General features: G+C 69.6%; 18 protein-coding genes and 1 pseudogene. 7 read left to right on the top strand and 12 right to left on the bottom strand.

Annotated features, from left to right (window positions below):
* Positions 1-110: 110 nt before the first annotated feature.
* The gene (locus FJ694_RS06760; protein ID WP_198320743.1) at positions 111-431 is read right to left on the bottom strand and encodes a hypothetical protein; all 321 of its coding nucleotides are present in this window, start codon (positions 429-431) and stop codon (positions 111-113) included.
* Between the two features lie 125 nt (positions 432-556).
* Here FJ694_RS06760 and FJ694_RS06765 point away from each other — a divergent pair, with 125 nt between their 5' ends.
* Entirely contained in the window at positions 557-904 is a 348-nt protein-coding gene (locus FJ694_RS06765) for a hypothetical protein (protein ID WP_157265356.1), read from the top strand.
* A gap of 428 nt (positions 905-1332) precedes the next feature.
* On the opposite strand, the gene FJ694_RS06770 is transcribed toward FJ694_RS06765, so the two are convergent.
* The gene (locus FJ694_RS06770) at positions 1333-1584 is read right to left on the bottom strand and encodes a hypothetical protein (RefSeq protein ID WP_157265357.1); all 252 of its coding nucleotides are present in this window, start codon (positions 1582-1584) and stop codon (positions 1333-1335) included.
* A 32-nt stretch (positions 1585-1616) separates the two neighbouring features.
* Positions 1617-3164, bottom strand: a complete 1548-nt coding sequence (locus FJ694_RS06775) for a S8 family peptidase (RefSeq protein ID WP_157265358.1) — start codon at positions 3162-3164, stop codon at positions 1617-1619.
* A gap of 166 nt (positions 3165-3330) precedes the next feature.
* On the opposite strand from FJ694_RS06775, the gene FJ694_RS06780 reads away from it, so the two are divergent.
* A complete protein-coding gene (locus tag FJ694_RS06780; RefSeq protein WP_157265359.1) occupies positions 3331-3555 on the top strand; it encodes an AbrB/MazE/SpoVT family DNA-binding domain-containing protein in 225 nt (74 codons plus the stop codon).
* Positions 3552-3947 (top strand): type II toxin-antitoxin system death-on-curing family toxin, encoded by a 396-nt coding sequence (locus FJ694_RS06785; RefSeq protein ID WP_157265360.1) that lies wholly within the window; start codon positions 3552-3554, stop codon positions 3945-3947. Before FJ694_RS06780 ends, FJ694_RS06785 begins: the two co-directional genes overlap by 4 nt.
* Positions 3948-4239: 292 nt before the next feature.
* On the opposite strand, the pseudogene FJ694_RS37900 reads toward FJ694_RS06785, so the two are convergent.
* From FJ694_RS37900 to FJ694_RS06805, 5 genes and pseudogenes are all read right to left on the bottom strand, one after another.
* Positions 4240-4602: pseudogene (locus tag FJ694_RS37900) on the bottom strand (flavocytochrome C); the annotation flags it as partial.
* Positions 4603-4891: 289 nt separating this feature from the next.
* Positions 4892-5152 (bottom strand): c-type cytochrome, encoded by a 261-nt coding sequence (locus FJ694_RS06790; RefSeq protein ID WP_157265361.1) that lies wholly within the window; start codon positions 5150-5152, stop codon positions 4892-4894.
* A gap of 44 nt (positions 5153-5196) precedes the next feature.
* Entirely contained in the window at positions 5197-5799 is a 603-nt protein-coding gene (locus FJ694_RS06795; RefSeq protein WP_157265362.1) for a LemA family protein, read from the bottom strand.
* Positions 5800-5830: 31 nt separating this feature from the next.
* Entirely contained in the window at positions 5831-7114 is a 1284-nt protein-coding gene (locus FJ694_RS06800) for a glutamate-5-semialdehyde dehydrogenase (protein WP_157265363.1), read from the bottom strand.
* 64 nt (positions 7115-7178) lie between these two features.
* Entirely contained in the window at positions 7179-8210 is a 1032-nt protein-coding gene (locus FJ694_RS06805) for an AEC family transporter (RefSeq protein WP_157265364.1), read from the bottom strand.
* Positions 8211-8346: 136 nt separating this feature from the next.
* Here FJ694_RS06805 and cysQ point away from each other — a divergent pair, with 136 nt between their 5' ends.
* Entirely contained in the window at positions 8347-9141 is a 795-nt protein-coding gene (gene cysQ, locus FJ694_RS06810) for a 3'(2'),5'-bisphosphate nucleotidase CysQ (protein ID WP_157265365.1), read from the top strand.
* 294 nt (positions 9142-9435) lie between these two features.
* Here cysQ and FJ694_RS06815 read toward each other — a convergent pair whose 3' ends face one another.
* Complete coding sequence (locus FJ694_RS06815; RefSeq protein WP_157265366.1) at positions 9436-12051, bottom strand: DNA topoisomerase III; 2616 nt, start codon at positions 12049-12051, stop codon at positions 9436-9438.
* 109 nt (positions 12052-12160) lie between these two features.
* Between FJ694_RS06815 and FJ694_RS06820 the strand changes: the two genes are divergently transcribed.
* From FJ694_RS06820 to FJ694_RS06830, 3 genes are all read left to right on the top strand, one after another.
* Positions 12161-12652 carry an SET domain-containing protein gene (locus FJ694_RS06820; RefSeq protein WP_157265367.1) on the top strand — a complete coding sequence of 164 codons (492 nt, stop codon included), beginning with the start codon at positions 12161-12163 and terminating at the stop codon, positions 12650-12652.
* A gap of 68 nt (positions 12653-12720) precedes the next feature.
* Positions 12721-13671, top strand: a complete 951-nt coding sequence (locus FJ694_RS06825) for a biotin--[acetyl-CoA-carboxylase] ligase (protein ID WP_157265368.1) — start codon at positions 12721-12723, stop codon at positions 13669-13671.
* Complete coding sequence (locus FJ694_RS06830; protein ID WP_157265369.1) at positions 13671-14552, top strand: hypothetical protein; 882 nt, start codon at positions 13671-13673, stop codon at positions 14550-14552. The genes FJ694_RS06825 and FJ694_RS06830 overlap by 1 nt, the downstream gene beginning before the upstream one ends.
* Positions 14553-14565: 13 nt before the next feature.
* Here the strand turns inward: FJ694_RS06830 and FJ694_RS06835 are convergent, their stop codons facing one another.
* The 3 genes from FJ694_RS06835 to tkt all read right to left on the bottom strand — a co-directional run bounded on the left by FJ694_RS06835 (position 14566) and on the right by tkt (position 19667).
* Entirely contained in the window at positions 14566-16332 is a 1767-nt protein-coding gene (locus tag FJ694_RS06835; protein WP_157265370.1) for a S8 family peptidase, read from the bottom strand.
* A 197-nt stretch (positions 16333-16529) separates the two neighbouring features.
* Positions 16530-17528 (bottom strand): type I glyceraldehyde-3-phosphate dehydrogenase, encoded by a 999-nt coding sequence (gap, locus tag FJ694_RS06840; protein ID WP_157265371.1) that lies wholly within the window; start codon positions 17526-17528, stop codon positions 16530-16532.
* A 90-nt stretch (positions 17529-17618) separates the two neighbouring features.
* Positions 17619-19667: a transketolase gene (gene tkt, locus FJ694_RS06845; RefSeq protein ID WP_157265372.1), complete on the bottom strand. Its 2049-nt coding sequence runs from the start codon at positions 19665-19667 to the stop codon at positions 17619-17621.
* Positions 19668-19841: the final 174 nt, after the last annotated feature.

Below are 19841 nucleotides of genomic sequence, written 5' to 3' on the forward strand. Positions count from 1 at the left end.
GCAGGCGGATTGCTTAAATGATTACAGAATCATCACCGAGGCATTTTCCAAGCTAAATAGAATTGGTCGAGAAGAAGTTGGCAGAGACCCTTCGCCCGCTCATACCCAAATCAGAATAAGCAATGCCTTAATCCCGTCCGTTCGGCCAAATCCAGACGAAATTCCTTTATGGAAAATGAGTCCATGCGGAAGTGGTGTCGCTGAAGCATTTGAGAACCTTGCGCCAGTTTTTTCTCGTGCAATTTCTTTTGAAAGATACGATGCTTACAAGACTGGCTCATCAGAAGGGAGAAAAAGAATGGCGGATTACTACAATGGACAATGGGAAGAAGAGGCCAAAAAGTTTCATAGTGAAATGCAAAAGTTACAGCGCGCTGCTGGACTTCCGGTTTCAGCATACCCGCAATAGCAGACCCGATTAATACGGCCATCTTCCAATCCATAGAATGGCTCGGGCACCTTTTTGCAACTGCGTCAAGATGACACTTAACTCGCCGATGCTTATCTGCTCACAACGATTTTCCCGTGGAATGCAATTTATTTTTGAAAGGCAATAATGAACGAAGAAATTGCAGCACTACGAAGCCGTGTGCACGAGCTTGAGACTGAAGTTGAGTTTCTTCGACTTCATCCAACCTTGGCGCAAGGACTTAAAGGTGAAAGGCTAGTTTGTAGGATTACATCTGGTTTGGCCTCGAAGCTCAATGCGGCACATGACCTGATTACAAAAAACGGATTAAAAATTGAGGTCAAATTTAGTAAGTTGCACAGTCCTAGCAAAACGTTGCCTGAAACAAAAAGATGGACATGGACGAAACCCATGGGATGGCTTGATAAAGGAAAGGATTATGATTTCCTAATATTGGTTGGCGAAAGGATTATAGATTTAAATCGCAATACATAGATGATGCCCCTTACGTATTTTTTATGCTACCCATTGAAGCGGTTCCGAGCATATGCACACCAGGGATAACTATCGGCGCCAACGTAAGTCTGACAACCAACTTTAAAAGTGTTAAATCACCAACAGGTTTAATTCTGATTCAAAAAATGGTTCCAATGGATTTAATTAATGAAATTATATCCAATGCGAAGATCATGTAATTGCATTTAATTTTGAATATAGGAATTCGGTTCTGTAGAGAATTTGATCCTCTTTGCGACACCTCAACACCCGTTGCGCGAGAAGCACTTAGGTGTAGCAAAAAGCCGTTGCACAACTCGCCAGCCATGTAGTGGCCCGCCAACCAGCCATGCATGCCTTGGTTGAAGAAGCTTTTGCTGCTCTGTCAATGAAGAACGGTGCCTGCCAGCACCGTTTCCTTGCTTTGCCTACTCGCCGTCAGTCCGCACCCTTAGCCGCGCATCCGGCACCTGAATCCTCGTCGTCTCCTGCCGCGACACCACCCAGCCCCGCAGCCGGCCGCACAGCACTTCCACCTGCGCGTCGTCGGCCACGTTGACCAGCAGCATGCGGTCGCTGCGGTGCACCAGCGCCGCGGCCGGCAGCGAGGCCACCACGCCGGCGGCCTCGTCCGGCGAGGGGGCGTCGGCGTCGCGGCGGCGCAGGATCAGCGTGGTCATGGCGGCTTCTGTATAGCACCGGGCACCGCCCCTCAGCGCGGCAGTCCGGCGCCTTCCAGGGTCGGCGGCAGGCCCAGCGGCCGCGCCGCCTGGGTCAGCAGCCCGATCACGGCGATGGCCCGCTCCCGGCCGCGCGGCAGCGCCAGCACGTCCGGCCGCGCCGACAGCAGCGCCGCGGCCATGCCGCACACCGCCGGGCAGGCCATCGAGGTGCCGCTCATCACGCCGTAGAGCCCGCCGGGCAGCGTGGAGACGATGCCGCCGCCCGGCCCGGTCAGGTCGATGGCCGGCCCGGCGTTGGAGAAGCCCGAGATGTAGATGCGCGGGTCCGCCGGCGCGAAGGGTTCCACTTCGTCGAGCGCCTCGCTGGAGCCGGCCGGGTAGGTGCCCTGCTTCGCCGCGCTGCTCACCGCCACGGCGATCGACCAGGCGGCCGGGTAGGACACCGGCGCCCGCCCGTCGTTGCCCGCGGCGCAGACGCAGACCGTGCCGCGGTCGAAGGCGTCCTTCATGGCGACCTCCACCACCTCGTCGGGCTGCGCCGACCCCAGGCTGAGGTTGAGCAGGTCGCAGCCGTCGGCCACGCCCTGGTCGATGGCGCGCACGATGTCGTAGTTGGTGGCGCCGCGCCCCGAGTTCGGGAACACGCGGTAGCTGTGCAGCCGCACGCCCGGCGCGACGCCGCGCTTGCCCGGCGCCGCCCCGGCGCGCAGCCCGCCCGTGCTGGCGATGATCCCGGCGACGTGGCTGCCGTGCTCGCCGCGCCGTGCCGCGGGGCCCGGGCCGCCCTCGTCGCCCTCCTCCGCCACGCAGGCCGCGCCACCGGCCACGGCGAGGTCGGGATGGTGCAAGTCCACGCCCGAGTCGATCACGCCCACCGCCACGCCGCGCCCGGCGTCGGGCGGCAGCTGCGCGTAGAGCTCGGCGGCGAAATCCGGCACGGACAGGTCCACCGGCTCGAAGGCCAGCTCGGCGCCGTCCTGCAGCAGCACGTGGCGGCGGCCGATGCCCCAGTACCCCGGCGGCCCGTAGGCGGCCAGCACCTCCAGCCGCACCGGCGCGGCGCCCAGCCGCAGCGCGACGCGGCCCTGCGCGTCCGACATGCCGCCCGCGCCGACGCGGCGCGCGAAGTCGGCAAAGGCCGACACCAGGGCGCCGCGCAGGGGCGCGCGCGTGCGCGCATCGACGCAGCGCAGCTGCAGCGTGGTCGCCGCCGCCACGGTCGCGGCCGGGTACAGCTCGGACTCCACCTCCAGCACCGGTCGCCGCGCCTGCTCGTAGCGCACCAGCGGCACGGCGCGCACGCCGGGGTCCGACACGCGCAGGGCCGCCATCTCGGCCGGGCCCAGCTCCACCAGCTTCGGCCCCGTGGGGCAGATCGAGTGCAGCACTTTCAATTGCGGATGCGGATGGGGCTGCGGCGGCACCACCATGCCGTGCGCCAGCACGCTCAGCCGCTCGCTGGCCGCCTGCTCGAACAGCGCCCGGTGCGTGCCCACGCGCGCCAGCTCCTCGGAGTGCAGGCCGCGCAGCGGCAGCAGCACGTACATCGCCATCGGTTCGACCGGGTCCGTCGCCATGGGGCCTCTTCAGGAAAGCCGTGATGCGACAGGCCGGGGCAACGGGCGGGCCTTGGGCGACTGGGCAAGCGACGGACTGCTGCAAGCACCAGTCAGCCGTCCCCGCCATCCGACCAAGGCACAACCAGCTTGGTATAACGAACGTTATAACGACCCAGGAATCACCATGACTGCCTTGAAGCTCACCCAGATCGGCAACTCCGTCGGCGTCATCCTTCCCAAGGAAGTGCTGGCCCGGCTCAAGCTGGAGAAGGGCGACACGGTGTTCGTTACCGATGCCGCCAACGGCGTGCTGCTCACGCCCTACGACCCCGAGCTTGAAGAGCAGTTGAAGCTGGGCCGCGAGTTCATGCGCGAGTTCCGCGACACCTTCCACCAGCTCGCCAAGTGAGCAACTGGCGCTGGGTCAGCCGCAAGGCGCTGGAGCTGCTGCACGACGAGAGCCTGGCGGAGCATGGCGGCGCGCCGGGGCTGCGCGACGAGGGCCTGCTGGAGTCCGCACTGGCGCGACCGCAGCAGCTCGCTGCCTATGGCCAGCCGGAACCCGATCTGGCCGCCCTGGCTGCGGCTTACGGCATCGGCCTGGCACAGAACCATCCCTTCGTGGACGGCAACAAGCGCGTTGCCTTCCTTGCCGTCGGCCTGTTCCTGCTGCTCAACGGGTACCGGCTGGCGGCCACACAGGCGCAAGCCACGTTGACCATGTTTGCCGTCGCGGCCGGCGAAATCGATGAACCCGCCTTTGCCGCCTGGCTGCGCGCCCACGTTCAGCCCAGGGTCTGAGCGCCGATGGCATCCGCCGCCATGCTGTGCATCCACCACGCCGCGTAACGCGCCTCCGCCGCGGCCGCCGATACCCTGGCATGCGCGTTGGCCATGTCGCGTCGCCCAGCAGGTGCACGCCGGCGGATTTCGGCAGCCCCTTGGCCGAGAAATCCAGGAAATCGACTTCGCACCAGCGGTCTTTGGCCGTGGCCAGCCCGCTTCGGGCGGCAATCTCGCCCGCGCGCATGTCGGGCAGCACGTTGAGCACGTCGGCGCGCTCGCGCTCGCCCAGCTCGAATTCCACCGATCTGCCGTCCGCCGCCACTGCCACGGCGTTGAAATTCGGCCGGTATTCGACGATGCCGGCGTACTGGTTCGCCCAGACGCTTCTGAACAGCGCCGCCTTGCTCACCGGCTCCGGGTTCGCGTCGAAAACCAGCACCTTCGATTTCGGCTTCACCCGCTTGAAATGGTCGGCCACCAGGCAGGCGCGCTCGTAGGGGCCGGGCGGGCAGCGGAAAGGGGCGAGCGGGATGGTCAGCACGAACACGCCGCCGTCGGGCATGGCCTCCAGCCGGGCGCGCAGCGCGGCGGTTTCCAGCCCCGCCTTCCAGGCCTGCAGCACGCGGCCGGCGGCGTGGGCGGCTTGTAAACCGTCCACGCGCTCACGCATCAGCTCGATGCCGGGGGACAGGATCAGGCGGTCCCAGGCCAGGCGCTCGCCGGAAGCCAGGCGCGCTTCGCGCTTCGTGAAATCCAGCGCCGCGACCCGATCCCGCACCCGGCGTACGCCCGTGCGCTCCAGGCCCGCGTAGCCGAAGGTGAGATCGGAAAGCTTGCGCCGGCGGCCTGGAGCAGGCGGCGGCGCTCTGCGTCGATGCGTATCGGCGCCTGCCCTTCGACAGGCTCAGGGCGAACGGGGTATGGAGCAGCCGGCGGCCGTTGGGACTTCATCGCTGCCCTCACGGCTGCACCGCCGCGAAGTACGCGGCCAGCTGCTCGACCTGCGCGGCGCTGTCGCCGCGGGCGATCTGGTGCATCACGGTGGCTTCGCGCGCGCCGCTTTTGAAAGCGTTCATCTGTTCGATGAGCCAGGGCGCCGGGCGGCCGGCCAAGCCGGGAATGGCCGAGCCCGTCGGCGCGCGGCCCTCGGTGCCGTGGTAGGCGGCGCAGCCGGCCAGCGCACCGGCGGCCAGCACGGTGCGAAGCAGGTGAGAACGCATGGCGGCGGGTGAGGCCCCCGGGAAAGGAGCGCGCCGCCGCCGCATCACAGCGGCGTGGCGGTGCGCAGCCCGAACAGCGGTTTGAGCAGCCGCGTCGGGTACTGCAGCAGCGCGTGGTTGTAGGCGGTGACGGCGTCGTTGAAGACGTGGCGCGCCACACCCAGGCGCGTGTCGATGTCCTTGAGCGATTGCAGCCAGCCGCCGATGTCGTCGCGGTGCCGCAGCTCCGGGTGCTGGTCCAGCAGCGCGCGCAGCCGCGCCAGCGCCGAGGCCAGGCGGCTCTCGGCATGCACCAGCTCGGCCAGGGACTTCGACACCAGCGGCCGCAGCAGCTCCGCGGCACGCTGCAGCTGCCGCTCCGACTCCAGCACCGCGTCCAGCGTCGGCGCCTCGGCGGCCAGCGGCTCGCGCAGGGCCTCCACCAGCGGCGGCAGCAGCTCGCGCCGGCGTTTCAGCTGCTCCTCGATCTGCGCCCAGGCCGCCACGACCGCCGCGCGCAGCTTCACCAGCCGGTTGTAGGCGCCTAGCATCCACAGCGCCACCAGCGCCACCAGCAGCGCGCTCCACATGTGCGAGGACAGCGCCCCGAACCAGGCCAGCGCCGTGTCGATCACCCCCACCGCGTCCGTCGTCTGCGTCGTGTCCATGGCGCCGCCGGCTCCCTCCCGCGCCGCCGCCTCAGCCGCGGATCTCGCCCTGGCCCAGGACGACCCACTTCATCGACGTCAGCCCCTCCAGCCCGACTGGGCCGCGCGCATGGAACTTGTCTGTGCTGATGCCGATTTCCGCGCCCAGGCCGTACTCGAAGCCATCGGCGAAGCGGGTGCTGGCGTTGACCATCACGCTCGACGAGTCCACCTCGCGCAGGAAGCGCATGGCGTTGGGGTGGTTCGTGGTCAGGATCGCGTCGGTGTGGTGCGAGCCGTAGCGGTTGACGTGGGCGATGGCCTCGTCCAGCGACGCCACCACCTTCACGCTGATGACCGGCGCCAGGTACTCGGTGGACCAGTCCTCCTCGGTGGCGTCCAGCACCTTCGCGCCCGGCACGTCCGACAGGATCGCCTTGGACACCGGGCAGCAGCGCATCTCCACGCCCTTGGCGGCGAACACCGCGCCGATGCGCGGCAGGAAGGCCGCGGCCTGGGCCTGATGCACCAGCAGCGACTCGGTGGCGTTGCAAGGGCTGTACTTCTGGGTCTTGGCGTTGTCGGTGACGACCAGGGCCTGCTCCAGGTCCACCTCGGCATCGATGTAGGTGTGGCAGTTGCCGTCCAGGTGCTTGATCACCGGCACGCGCGCTTCATTCGCAATGCGCTCGATCAGCCCCTTGCCGCCGCGCGGGATGATCACGTCCACGTACTCGGGCATGGCAATCAGTTTTCCCACCGCGGCGCGGTCGGTGGTCTGCACCAGCTGCACCGCCTCGGCGGGGAGCCCGGCCTCGGTGAGGGCCTGCTGCACCAGCTTCCACAGCGCGATGTTGGAGTGGATCGCCTCCGAGCCGCCGCGCAGGATGCAGGCATTGCCGCTCTTGATGGCCAGCGACGCGGCCTCGATGGTCACGTTCGGGCGGCTCTCGTAGATCATCCCGAACACGCCCAGCGGCACGCGCATGCGGCCCACGCTGATGCCGGTGGGGCGGCGCTTCACGTCGGTGATCTCGCCGATCGGGTCGGGCATGGCGGCGATCTGCTCGCAGCCCTCGGCCACCGTGTCCAGCACCTTCGGGCTCAGGCGCAGCCGGTCCACCATCGGCGCGGCCAGGCCGGCGGCCTCGGCGGCGGCGATGTCGCGGGCGTTGTCGGCCTGCAGCGCGCCGGTCTGCTCGCGCAGCAGCGCGGCCAGCGCACGCAGGGCGCGGTCCTTGGCCGCCGTCGGCGCGGCGGCCATGGCGGTGGCGGCGGCGCGCGCGGCGCGGCCCAGGCCGGTCATCAGGGCATCAAGATCGGTGGACGCAGTCATGCGCGGGATTGTGGCGCAAGCGTTCCCGGGTTCCAGCCCGGTGGGAAATGCCTCAGGGCGGGCTTCAGAACCGCGCCACCACCAGCGCCCACAGCGGCGCCGTCAGCGCGAAGGCCAGCGTGCACAGCAGCGTGGCGGCGGCCGTCTCGGTCTCCAGCGTGCGGTAGCGCTGGGCGAAGATCAGCGCGTTGGAGCCCGGCGGCAGCGCGGCGGCCATCACCGCCACCGACAGCGCCAGCGGCTCCAGGTGGAAGATGAAGTGGCCCGACAGCAGCACCAGCACCGGCAGCAGCGCCATCTTCAGCAGGCCCACCGAGGCGACGCCGCGCAGCGTGCCGTGCAGGCTCTGGCGGCCCAGCGACAGCCCGATCAGCAGCAGGCACAGCGGCGCCACGGCGCTGGCCAGCAGCCGCAGCCACTCGTCCAGCGCGGCGGGCAGCGGCAGGCCCGACAGGTTCCAGGCCAGGCCCGCGAGCACCGGCAGCACCACCGGATGGATGAGCGTGGCGCGCAGCGTCGCGCGCACGGTGGCGCCGATCGAGCCGCCACCGGCGCTGCGGCGCTGGCGCGCCCGCGCGATCTCCACCTCGGCCAGCACCGTGCACAGCGTCAGCAGCACCAGCGCGTGCAGGCTGACGATGGCGATGTGGATGGCCAGGCCCGGGTCGCCGAACAGCGCTGCGGCCACCGGCACGCCCACCTGCACCGAGTTGCCGAAGCCGGCCGTGACGGCGCGCGTGGCCGGCACCGCCGCCGTGCCGGTGGACACCGCCATGCCCGCCTCGCGCCGCAGCCGCCAGCGCTGCACCGCGTACACCGCCAGCACCATCAGCAGCAGCGGCCCGTAGTAGGCGGCGAGCACGCGCCAGGGCATGTGCGCGAAATCCAGCCGCGCCATGGCGCGGAACAGCAGTGCCGGAATGAAGAGGTACTGCGCCGCCGCGGACAGCACGCGGGCCGGGTCGGCGCCGGTGTGGCCATCGGCCTTGGCGCGGCCGGCGGCGCCGTCAGCCAGCCAGCCCCAGCGGGCCGCGGCCCAGCCCAGCAGCACGGTGGCGAACAGGGCGGGCAGCTTGAAAAGGACGGCTTCGGGCATGGGGGCGCGAGTATGAACGCGCCGGCTTGGCCCCGATCCGGGTGGGTACGCCATCCCGCAGCCGCCGGTGCGTCCCTCCGACGAGGGAACGTAGATTCGGGTTCCCCCTCATTTGCCCGCTTGCTGGAGCCGCCCGATGAATTCTTCGCAGCCTCTCGAACCCGTCTCCGCCGCCGGCCTGGACGCCCTGGCCCGGCTCGTGCGCGACGCCGGCGCGCTGATCATGGACATCTACGCCACCGATTTCGCCGTGCGCGGCAAGGAGGACGCCTCGCCCGTCACCGAGGCCGACGAGAAGGCCGAGGCGCTGCTGCTCAAGGGCCTCGCCCGGCTTTTCCCCGGCATCCCGGTGGTGGCCGAGGAAGCCGTGGCGGCCGGGGGCGTGCCCGAGGCGGCGGAGGACCAGTTCTGGCTGGTCGATCCGCTGGACGGGACCAAGGAGTTCATCAGCCGCAACGGCGAGTTCACCGTCAACGTGGCGCTGGTGCGCCTGGGCCAGCCGGTGCTGGGCGTGGTGTACGCGCCGGCGCTGGAGACGCTCTACGCCGGCGCGCAGGGCCTGGGCGCCTGGGCCGAGCGCGGCGGGCAGCGCCAGCCGATCCAGGTGCGCACGGTGCCCCAGGCGGGGCTGACGGTGGTGGGCAGCCGCTCGCACGGCGACGCCGACGCGATGAACGCCTTCCTGGCCGGGCGCACCGTGGCCGAGTTCCGCGGCGCCGGGTCGTCGCTGAAGCTGTGCCTGGTGGCCGCGGGCGAGGCGGACCTGTATCCGCGCCTGGGCCGCACGATGGAATGGGACATCGCCGCCGGCCACGCCGTGCTGGCCGCCGCCGGCGGCAGCGTCAGCCGCGTGGACAGCGGCGCGCCGCTGACCTACGGCAAGCCGGGCTTCGAGAACCCGCATTTCGTGGCGGCGGGGATGGTGGGTTGAGCCCAGGAGAGACGCCGCCGGGCGGCGTCTCGTTTCAGTTTCTCCTTGCCTGTGAAGTGACCCGTTCGCCCTGAGGTATCGAAGGGTGAATCCGTGAGGCTGATACGCCGGCCAGAAATGCCGGCTCCATGCATCGTTCGGACTGAGGTATCGAAGGCCGAATCCGACAGGCTCAAATGCCCGCGCTATGGCGCGGGCCGTTCATCCTTCGACGCGCCCCCAGGGCGCGCCCTGCCCTGAGGTATCGAAGGGTCAGGACGAACGGAATAGTTCATCGGCTGAACCGAACTGGGATCACCCCGCCGCCACCTTCCTTGCCGCCGCCTTCTTCGCCGGCACCTTGGCCGCGCGCGGCTCGAACTCGAAGCCGACCTTGCCTTCCTTCCTGTCGTAGGTCAGGAAGGCCTTGAACTTGCGCCGCGTCTTGTTGGAGACGAAGTTCTCCAGCAGGTCGGTCTTGCCCGTGGCAAGCAGCTTGGCGGCCTGCTCGCGCTCGATGGGCTGCTGCAGGATGACCTTGCCGGTCTTGAAGTCGCAGGTCACGTGCGCGCCCACCGCGTGCTCGCACACGTAGTTGGTGCCGTGCTCGTAGACGTGGCCCTTGCACTTCGGGCAGGCGCCCAGGCTCTGCTGGTCGCCGAAGTCCACGTCCTCGCCGCCCTCTTCCGCCTTCTTCGCGTCCTCGCCGAAGTCGAACTCCATCTTCCAGTTGCCGACCTCGTCGTCGAACACCAGCCGCAGCTCGGCCGTGAAGGGCCAGCCGGCCTTGGAGCGGAAGCCCTCCAGCGGCCCGATCCGGTGCTCGCGCAACAACTGCTCGACCTCGTGCAACTCGAAGCTGCGCCCGGCCGGGATCTTGCCGATGCTGAAGCCGCAGCCCGCGCCGTCGCCGTTGCGGCCCACGCAGGTGAAGCGCCGGTAGTTCTCCTTGATCACGCCGCCGCAGTGCGGGCACGGCACGGACAGCGTCGCGTAGTCGCCGGGAATGGTGTCGCGGTCGTACTCCTTGGCCTTGCGCACGATGCGCTCGGCCATGGCGGCGATCGCGGCCATGAACTCCTGGCGGCTGAGCTTGCCGTGCTCCATCTGCGACAGCTGGTATTCCCAGTTGCCGGTGAGCTCGGGCTTGGTCAGGTCCTCCACCGCCAGCCCGCGCAGCAGCGTCATGAGCTGGAAGGCCTTCGCGGTGGGGATGAGCTCGCGGCCCTCGCGCAGCAGGTACTTCTCGGTCAGCAGCCCTTCGATGATGGCCGCGCGCGTGGCCGGCGTCCCGAGGCCCTTCTCGGCCATGGCCGAGCGCAGCTCGTCGTCATCGACCAGCTTGCCCGCGCCTTCCATGGCCGACAGCAGCGTCGCCTCGGTGTAGCGCGCCGGCGGCTTGGTCTTGAGCGCCAGCACGTCCACGGCCTCGGTGCGCACCAGCTCGCCCTGCGCCACCGGCACGAGGTTGACGTCGCCCTTCACGGCGGCACCGTCCGCACCCTGCGCCTCGCGCCCGTACACCGCCAGCCAGCCCGGCTTGACCAGCACCTTGCCGTTGGTCTGGAACTGGTACTCCTGGCCCTGCTCCTTCACGGTGCTGATGCGCGTCGTGACCATGAACTCCGCCGCCGGGTAGAACACGGCGATGAAGCGCTTCACCACGAGGTCGTACAGCTTGGCCTCGATCTCCGTGAGGCTCTTGGGCGCCTGCATCGTCGGGATGATGGCGAAGTGGTCCGAGACCTTGGCGTTGTCGAAGACGCGCTTGGTCGGCTTGACGTAGCCCTCGGCCAGGCCCTTGCGCGCGTGCTGCGACAGCTCGCGCAGCGGCCCCGGCAGGTCCTCGTTGGCGATCATGTTGAAGGTGTCGCGCGCGACGTTGACGTAGTCCTCGGGCAGGAAGCGCGAGTCCGTCCGCGGGTAGGTCAGCACCTTGTGCTTCTCGTACAGCGCCTGCGCGATGGACAGCGTCGTCTTGGCCGAGAAGCCGAAGCGGCTGTTGGCCTCGCGCTGCAGCGTGGTCAGGTCGTACAGGCCCGGGCTGCTCTGGCTGCTGGGCTTGGCCTCCTCGGTGACGCTGGCTGGTTGACCGCGCACCGCTGCGGCGATCGCCTGCGCCCGGGCCTCGTCCCAGAGCCGGTCGGCACGGGCCTCGGCGTCGTTCGGGTCCTTCCTGAACTTCGGGTCGAACCACTTGCCCTCGTACTGGCCGGCCTCGGCGTCGAAGGTGGCCTTCACCTCCCAGTACGGACGCGAGACGTGCTTGCGGATCTTCTCCTCGCGCTCGACCACGATCGACAGCGTGGGCGTCTGCACCCGGCCTACGGTGGTGAGGAAGAAGCCGCCGTCGCGCGAGTTGAAGGCGGTCATGGCGCGCGTGCCGTTGATGCCCACGAGCCAGTCGGCCTCGCTGCGGCTGCGCGCCGCGTCCGACAGCCCGCGCATCTGCTCCTCGCTGCGCAGCTTCTGGAAGCCGTCGCGGATGGCCTGCGGCGTCATGCTCTGCAGCCACAGGCGGCGGATCGGCTTGTCGATGGGCTTCTTGTCGCCGCCGGCGTACTGGACGATCAGGCGGAAGATCAGCTCGCCCTCGCGCCCGGCGTCGCAGGCGTTGATGAGCTCGGTCACGTCCTTGCGTTTCACGAGCTTCACGACCGCGTTGAGCCGGCTCTTGGCCTTGTCGATGGGGGCCAGCTCGAAGTGCGGCGGTATCACCGGGAGATGGTTGAAACTCCACTTGCCGCGCTTGACCTCGTAGGCCTCGGGGGCCTTGATCTCGACCAGGTGGCCCACGGCGGAAGTGACGACGTAGCGGTCGTTCTCGAAGTGGTCGGCGTGCTTCTCGAACTTGCCCGCCACGGGGGTGAGCGCGCGCACGATGTCCTGCGCCACGCTGGGTTTCTCGGCAATGATCAGCGATTTGCTCATGGTGTCTCTTGAAACGGTCGCAGGCCGGGTCGGCCGGCCTGCGTGCCTACAATCCCTGCTCTCACGCGCGCACGCCCATGCGTGTGCGCCCATGAATTCAATGTACCGAATGAAGCCGACCGTGCAAGCCGAGCCCTCAGCCGACCGTGGCCGTCGTATCCAGGTGCGCCGCTCGGGCGTGCACGGCAAGGGCGTGTTCGCGCTGCGCCCCATCGCCGGGGGCGAGACGATTCTTGAATACAAGGGCGAGGTCATCACCTGGGAAGAGGCGCTGCGCCGCCACCCGCACGACCCGTCCAACCCGGACCACACCTTCTATTTCCACATCGACGACGCGCACGTCATCGATGGCGGCCACGGCGGCAACGCCTCGCGCTGGATCAACCATGCCTGCGAGCCCAACTGCGAGGCCGAGGAGGACGAGGGCCGCGTCTTCATCAAGGCGCTGCGCGACCTGCAGCCCGGCGAGGAGCTGTTCTTCGACTACGGCCTGGTCATCGACGAGCGCTACACCCCGGCGCTGAAGAAACGCTTCGCCTGCCGCTGCGGACACGCCGAGTGCCGCGGCACCATGCTGGCGCCGAAGAAGAAAAGGCGCTGACGAGGCGCCGCCGCCCCACCCCTGACCCGCCCGGTGCACCCCACGACGCCGCCAAGCGTTAAGCCCCCATGAACGAATCACGCCTGCACTGGCAAGCCGAATCCCTGTGGCGGCAGCTGTTGCCGCTGCTGCCCGGGCTCAGCGTCGAGGTGGTGGCGCACGCCGACTCGACCAACACCCGGCTGCTCGAACGCGCGCGGCTGTCCGGCGGCGGCCGCCAGGAGCGTGCCTACCCCCGCTCGCTCGAAGCCGCGGCCCCCGCGCCCGCGCCCGGCCAGGCGCCCACGCCGCTGGGCCGGCGCGCCGACGACACCCAGCCCTGCCTGCTCGTGGCCGAGCACCAGACCCGCGGCCGTGGCCGCCTCGGCCGCAACTGGCAGTCCACGCCCGGCGCCTCGCTGACCTTCTCGCTGTCGCTGCCCTACGAGCCGGCGGACTGGTCGGGCCTGTCGCTGAGCGTGGGCGTGGCGCTGGCCGAGGCGCTGGACCCGCTGGCCGACGGCCAGGCGCCGCGCATCGCGCTGAAGTGGCCCAACGACCTGTGGCTGGTCGATCCGGCCGTCGTCGGCCGCAAGCTCGGCGGCGTGCTGATCGAGACCGTGGCCGTGGGCCGGCGCCGCATGGCCGTGATCGGCGTGGGCCTGAACCTGCATCCGCAGCCGGTGCGCGACCCGGCCAGCGGCTTCGCCAGCCTCGACGAGCTCGAACCCACCCTGACGCCGCCCGACGTGCTGCACCGCGTGGCGCTGCCGCTGGTGGAAGCGCTGCGCCAGCACGAGCGCGAGGGCTTCAGGCCCTTCGTCGAGCGCTACGCGCAGCGCGACCTGCTGCTGGGCCGCACGGTCAACACCACCGCGCCGGCCTTCGAGGGCACCGCCCGCGGCGTGGCCGAGGACGGCGCGCTGCTGGTGGAGACGGCCCAGGGGCTGCAGCGGCTGTCCAGCGGCGAGGTCAGCGTCCGGCTGACGGGCGCAGCCGGCGCCGGGGCGCCCTGGCCGGCCGCGGACGGCGACGCCTGATGGTGCGGCGTTTCACCGCGGCGCTGGGGCTGCTCAACGTCGTCCTGCTGGCCTGGCTGCTGCTGGCCGACACCTCCGGGCGCGACGAGCGCGAGCCCGGCCGGCTGCAGCAGCAGGTGCAGCCCGACAGCGTGCAGGTGCTGCCCGCCGAGGAAGCCGGCGCCGCCGCGTCCTCCGGCGACGGCGCGGCCACGCCCGCGCCGGTGGCCGGCACCGGAGCCAGCGCCGGCGGCACCGTGTCGGTGTCCAGCGCCGCGGCGATGACGGCCGCGCTCGCGGCCGGCGGCCTGACGGCGGCGCCCGCGTCGGCGGTGCCGGCGGGCATGGGCGCCTCCACCGCCGCCGGCGGGCTCGGCGCGGTCACGGGCGCGGTCACGGCGCTCAACGCCGTGTGCCTGGAAGCCGGCCCCTTCGATGCCAAGGCCCTGCCCGCGGCCGAGGCGGTGCTGGCGGCCGAGCTGCCGCAGGGCAGCTGGCGGCGCCAGCTGCTGCAGCCCGCCCCGGCCTACCTGGTGTACCTGGGCCGCTTCTCGGACCAGAAGACGGCGCAGCGCCGGGTGCAGGAGCTGCGCCAGCGCGGCTTCCAGGCCGAGCTCGCGCGCGACCTGCCCGCGCTGGAGCCCGGCGTGGTGCTCAGCCGCCACGCGCAGGCGGCGCAGGCCGAGGCCGCGCTGGAGGCGCTGCAGGCCCAGCGCAACGGCCCGCGCACGGCGCGCGTGGTCTCCACCGGCGAGGCCGCGGCCGTGCTGCTGCGCGTGGAGCACCCCACCGACGAGGTGCGCGACCAGCTCGCCGGCCTGGAGCCCACGCCGGCGCTGCGCGGCGGCTTCCGCGGCTGCCGCAAGCCGCCGCAGACCGCGGGCCTCAAGAACCAGGGCTGATCCGGCCCCGGGTTCAGGCGCGGGCGCCGGCCCGCGCCGCACGCCCCCGCCGGCGCCACAGCAGCGCCGCCGAGGCCCCCAGCAGGCCCAGCAGCCAGCCCGGCTGCATGGCGCCGGAGCAGACGCCATCGCGGCCGCAGGGGCCGGCCGGCTCGGTGTTGATCGTCACGTCCTGGGCATTAGCATTCACGGCGCTGATCACGTCGGCGCTGTCCACCACCACGTCGTTGTCCAGCGAAGACGGCCGCACGTAGCTTCCGGGATCGAGGGCGAAGGCCAGTGCCTGGTCGGCGTCGAGGATGCCCTCGCCGCAGGTGGTGGTGGAGCAGATGCAGCGTCCCGGGTTGCTGCTGCTGCAGGCGCCGATGTAGGCCGACTTCACGTGCTCGCGCGAGGACAGCTTCAAGCCCTTGACGATGTCGTCCGCCGTCAGTTCAGGGTTGAGGCCCAGCATCAGGCTGACGGTGCCCGACACCAGCGGCGCGGAGAAGCTGGTGCCGAAGACGTATCCGTAGTCGTAGGGCCCCGCCGTCTGGGTCCCCAGGTTGGTGATGGTGCGCAGGCCCGTGTCGCCCAGCCTGCTGCCCCAGGCGCCCCGGTCGGTCGGGTCGCCGCCGACGGTGGAGATGACCAGCTTGTTGCCGAAGTTGGAATAGGTGGCCTTGAAGCCGTCGCGGTTGAGCGCGCCCACGCCGATGACGTTGTCGCAGTTGGCCGGGCGGGTGGGTGCCTTCTGCTCGTTGCCGGCCGCCGCGATGACCACGGCGCCCTTCTCCGTGCGCACCTCGTCGATGGCCGCCTGGTAGGCGGAATCGCACGCAGCCGTGCCGCCGTAGCTGATGTTGATGACGCGCGCCGGGTTCGGGTTGACCGGCACGCCGTCCACCTCCAGGCCGGCGGCCCAGCGGATGCCGTTGACGATGTCGAGCACCCGCGCCCCGCAGCGCCCGGCGATGCGTACCGGCAGCACCTGGCCGGCCCAGTGGATGGCGGCCACGCCCGTGCCGTTGTTGGTCCGCGCGGCGATCAGCCCGGCGATCTTGGTGCCGTGCCAGCTGGAGCTGGCGGTGCCGCAGAAGTCGCCTTCGTCGAGAGGGTTGTCGTCCTCCCCGTCGCCGTCGCCCGCGGCGGTCGCGTCGGAGACGAAGTCGTAGCCCGGCAGCAGCTGGCTGGCGGGCAGGTCGGGATGGTCGAAGAGGATGCCCGAGTCCAGCACCGCCACCGGCGCCGCCGCCATGCCGATGCCGTTGCCGCGGCTGGCCCAGGCCGACTGGAAGCCCGGCACGCCGCGCAGGCGGCCGTTGAGGACGTTGGTGTTGGTGCCCTGCACCGGCAGCAGCCACCACTGCCTGTCGAGGCCGCCGAAGAGCGGGTCCGACGGCGTGGACGTGTTGTCGGGGGCGCTCTGCTGGCGCTGCTCCAGCGTGTTGGGCACGGCCCATTCCACGTCCGGGCGCTCGCGCAGGCGCTTGACCAGGCGCTCGGCCTCGTCCTGGGTCAGCGGCCGGTCGTAGCGCAGCAGCTGCGCGTCACGCCCGGCGGAGCGGATGCGGGGAGCCGAGGGCACGTCGATGCCGGGCTGGTCCACGCCCGCCTCGCGCAGCACGCGGTCGAGCTTCTGGCGCGCCGCCTCGCCGCGCGCGGAGCGCTGGTCGCCGGACTGCGCCTTCTCGCGTGCCACGTCCGCGTGCGCGGGCGCGTCGCGCAGCTTGACGATGATCCCGTCGGCGTCGCCGGCGGCCCAGGCCGCGCCCGCCGCCAGCAGCAGCGTCGCGGCCATGACTCCCTTCTTCCACAGCGGTGTTGGATGTCTCATCCGGTCAGTCCCGTCCTCGTCATGGTTGGCGAGTCACTATAGGCCGCCCGCGCCGCGTCTCGAACCCGGCTGCAAACCCTTTCCAAAACTGCCGCGGCACGGCGCGCGCAGGCGCGAAAAAGCCGCCCGCAGGCGGCTTTTCGCGATCAGCGCGAGGCGCTTCAGGCGGCGACGACGCGCACCATCTCCAGCACCTTGTTGGAGTAGCCCCACTCGTTGTCGTACCAGGCCACGACCTTCACGAAAGTCTTGTCCAGGGCGATGCCGGCCTCGGCGTCGAAGACGGAGGTGCAGGGCTCGCCGCGGAAGTCGGTGGCCACCACCTTGTCTTCCGTGTAGCCCAGCACGCCCTTCAGGGCGCCCTGGCTCTGCGCTTTCATCTCGGCGCAGATCTCGGCGTAGGAAGCCTCGGCGTTGAGCTCGACGGTGAGGTCTACCACCGACACGTCGGAGGTGGGCACGCGGAAGGCCATGCCGGTGAGCTTCTTGTTGAGCTCGGGGATCACGACGCCCACGGCCTTGGCGGCACCGGTGGACGACGGGATGATGTTCTCCAGGATGCCGCGGCCGCCGCGCCAGTCCTTGTTGGACGGGCCGTCCACGGTCTTCTGCGTGGCGGTGGCGGCGTGCACCGTCGTCATCAGGCCGCGCTTGATGCCCCACTTGTCGTTGAGCACCTTGGCCACGGGCGCCAGGCAGTTGGTGGTGCACGAGGCGTTGGAGACGATGGCCTGGCCGGCGTAGGTGGCGTGGTTCACGCCGAAGACGAACATCGGCGTGTCGTCCTTGGACGGGGCGGACATGATCACCTTCTTGGCGCCGGCCTTGAGGTGCTTCTCGGCGGTTTCCTTGGTCAGGAACAGGCCGGTGGACTCGATCACGATGTCGGCGCCAACCTCGCCCCAGGCCAGCTCCTCGGGGTTCTTCACCGCGGTCAGGCGGATCTTCTTGCCGTTGACGATGAGATTGTTGCCCTCGACCGCCACGTCGCCCTTGAAGCGGCCGTGCACGCTGTCGTACTTCAGCATGTAGGCCAGGTAGTCGGGCTCGAGCAGGTCGTTGATGCCGACCACCTCGATGTCCTCGAAGTTCTGCACCGCGGCGCGGAACACCATGCGGCCGATGCGGCCGAAGCCGTTGATACCAATCTTGATGGTCATGTCACATCACTCCTGCGAAGAAAAAACCCTGGGTTGAAGAACCGTTTTCCGCCCGCCGCCGCCCGCGGGCGGCGCAGGCATTGAAGTGGCTTACTTGCCGAGCACGGCGCGAACCGTGGCGGCGACGTTCTCGGCGGTGAAGCCGAAGTGCTTGAACAGCACGTTGGCCGGGGCGCTCTCGCCGTAGCTGTCGATGCCCACCACGGCGGCGCAGCCGTACTTCCACCAGAAGTCGGTCACGCCGGCCTCCACGGCGATGCGCGGCAGCCCTTCGGGCAGCACCGCGGTCTTGTAGGCGCGGCTCTGGCGGTCGAAGGCCGTGGTGCTGGGCACCGAGACCACGCGCACCGCGATGCCGGCCACGGCCAGCTGCTGCTGCGCGTGCAGCGCCAGCTGCACCTCGGAGCCCGTGGCCATGATCACGGCCTGCGCCTTCTTCTTCAGCCCCACCTCGCTGGGCTCGGCCAGCACGTAGGCGCCCTTGGCGATCTCGTCCAGGCCGGCCTTGGGCAGGTAGGCCAGGTTCTGCCGGCTCAGCAGCAGCGCGGTCGGGCGCGTCTTGTTGAGCAGCGCGGTGCTCCAGGCCACCGCGGTTTCAGCGGTGTCGGCCGGGCGCCAGACGTCGAGGTTCGGGATCAGGCGCAGGGAAGCCGCGTGCTCCACGCTCTGGTGCGTGGGGCCGTCCTCGCCCAGGCCGATGGAGTCGTGCGTGAAGACGTGGATCACGCGCGCCTTCATCAGTGCCGCCATGCGGATGGCGTTGCGGCTGTAGTCGCTGAAGGTCAGGAAGGTGCCGCCGTAGGGGATGTAGCCGCCGTGCAACGCCACGCCGTTCATGATCGCGGCCATGCCGAACTCGCGCACGCCGTAGTTGATGTGGCGGCCGCCATTGGGCTTGCCCTCGGCATCGAAGCGCAGCGCCGCGGTGCTGCTGGTGTTCGTCAGGTTCGAGCCGGTCAGGTCCGCCGAGCCGCCCAGCATCTCGGGCAGCGACTTGGTGAAGAACTCCAGCGCGATCTGGCTGGCCTTGCGGCTGGCGACCGTCTCGGCCTTCTCGTGCGCGGCGATGGCGGCGTCCACGGCCACCTGCGCGAAGTTGGCGGGCAGCTCGCCGGCCATGCGGCGCTGGAACTCGGCGGCCAGCTCGGGGAAGGCGGCGGCGTAGGCGTCGAAGCGCTGCTGCCACTCGGCCTGCTGCTCCGCGCCGCGGGCCTTGGCGTCCCAGGCGGCGTAGGCCTCCTCGGGGATCACGAAGGGCTCGTGGCTCCAGCCCAGCGCGGTGCGGGTCAGGGCGATCTCGTCGTGGCCCAGCGCCTCGCCGTGCGCCTTGGCGGTGCCGGCGCGGTTGGGCGAGCCGTGGCCGATGTTGGTCTTGCAGATGACCAGCGTGGGCTGGCCGGTGTGGCCGCGCGCGGCCTGCAGCGCCTGGTCCACGGCGTCGGTGTCATGGCCGTCGATGGGGCCGATGACGTTCCAGCCGTAGGACTGGAAGCGCAGCGCGGCGTCGTCCACGTACCAGGGCTGGACCTGGCCGTCGATGCTGATGCCGTTGTCATCGTAGAGCGCGATGAGCTTGTCGAGCTTCCAGGCGCCGGCCAGGGCGCAGGCCTCGTGGCTGATGCCTTCCATCAGGCAGCCGTCGCCCAGGAAGACGTAGGTGCGGTGATCGACCACGGTGTGGCCGTCGCGGTTGAACTCGGCGGCGAGCAGCTTCTCGGCCAGCGCCATGCCCACGGCGTTGGTGATGCCCTGGCCGAGCGGGCCGGTGGTGGTCTCGACGCCGGGGGTGATGCCGACCTCGGGGTGGCCCGGGGTTTTGCTGTGCATCTGGCGGAAGTTGCGCAGCTCCTCGATGGGCAGCGCGTAGCCGGTGAGGTGCAGCAGCGCGTAGATCAGCATCGAGCCGTGGCCGTTGGACAGCACGAAGCGGTCGCGGTCGGCCCACTGCGGGTCCTGCGGGTTGTGGCGCAGGTGGCGGCCCCACAGCGCCACGGCCATGTCGGCCATGCCCATGGGCGCGCCGGGGTGGCCGGAGTTGGCCTGCTGCACGGCGTCCATGGCCAGCGCACGGATGGCATTGGCCATCAGGGTCTTCGGGTCCTGGGCGGTTGCTTGGGGAATGTCGGCAACGAGGTCCATGCGATTCAGGCCTGTGAGCAGGAAAAACGCGGATTTTAAGCCGCCCCCCAAGGGTGCCCCCAACGGGAGGTTGCAACACGCGCAGGGTGCGGCGTGCGCCGGGTCGGTGCGGGCTTGAGCCGCGTCAATGCGCGCGCGCTGCGCGCTGCCACGCTTTGGGGCACCACACCACGG

Source organism: Azohydromonas aeria, from assembly GCF_009760915.1.
GTDB classification, from domain to species: Bacteria; Pseudomonadota; Gammaproteobacteria; order Burkholderiales; family Burkholderiaceae_C; genus Azohydromonas; species Azohydromonas aeria.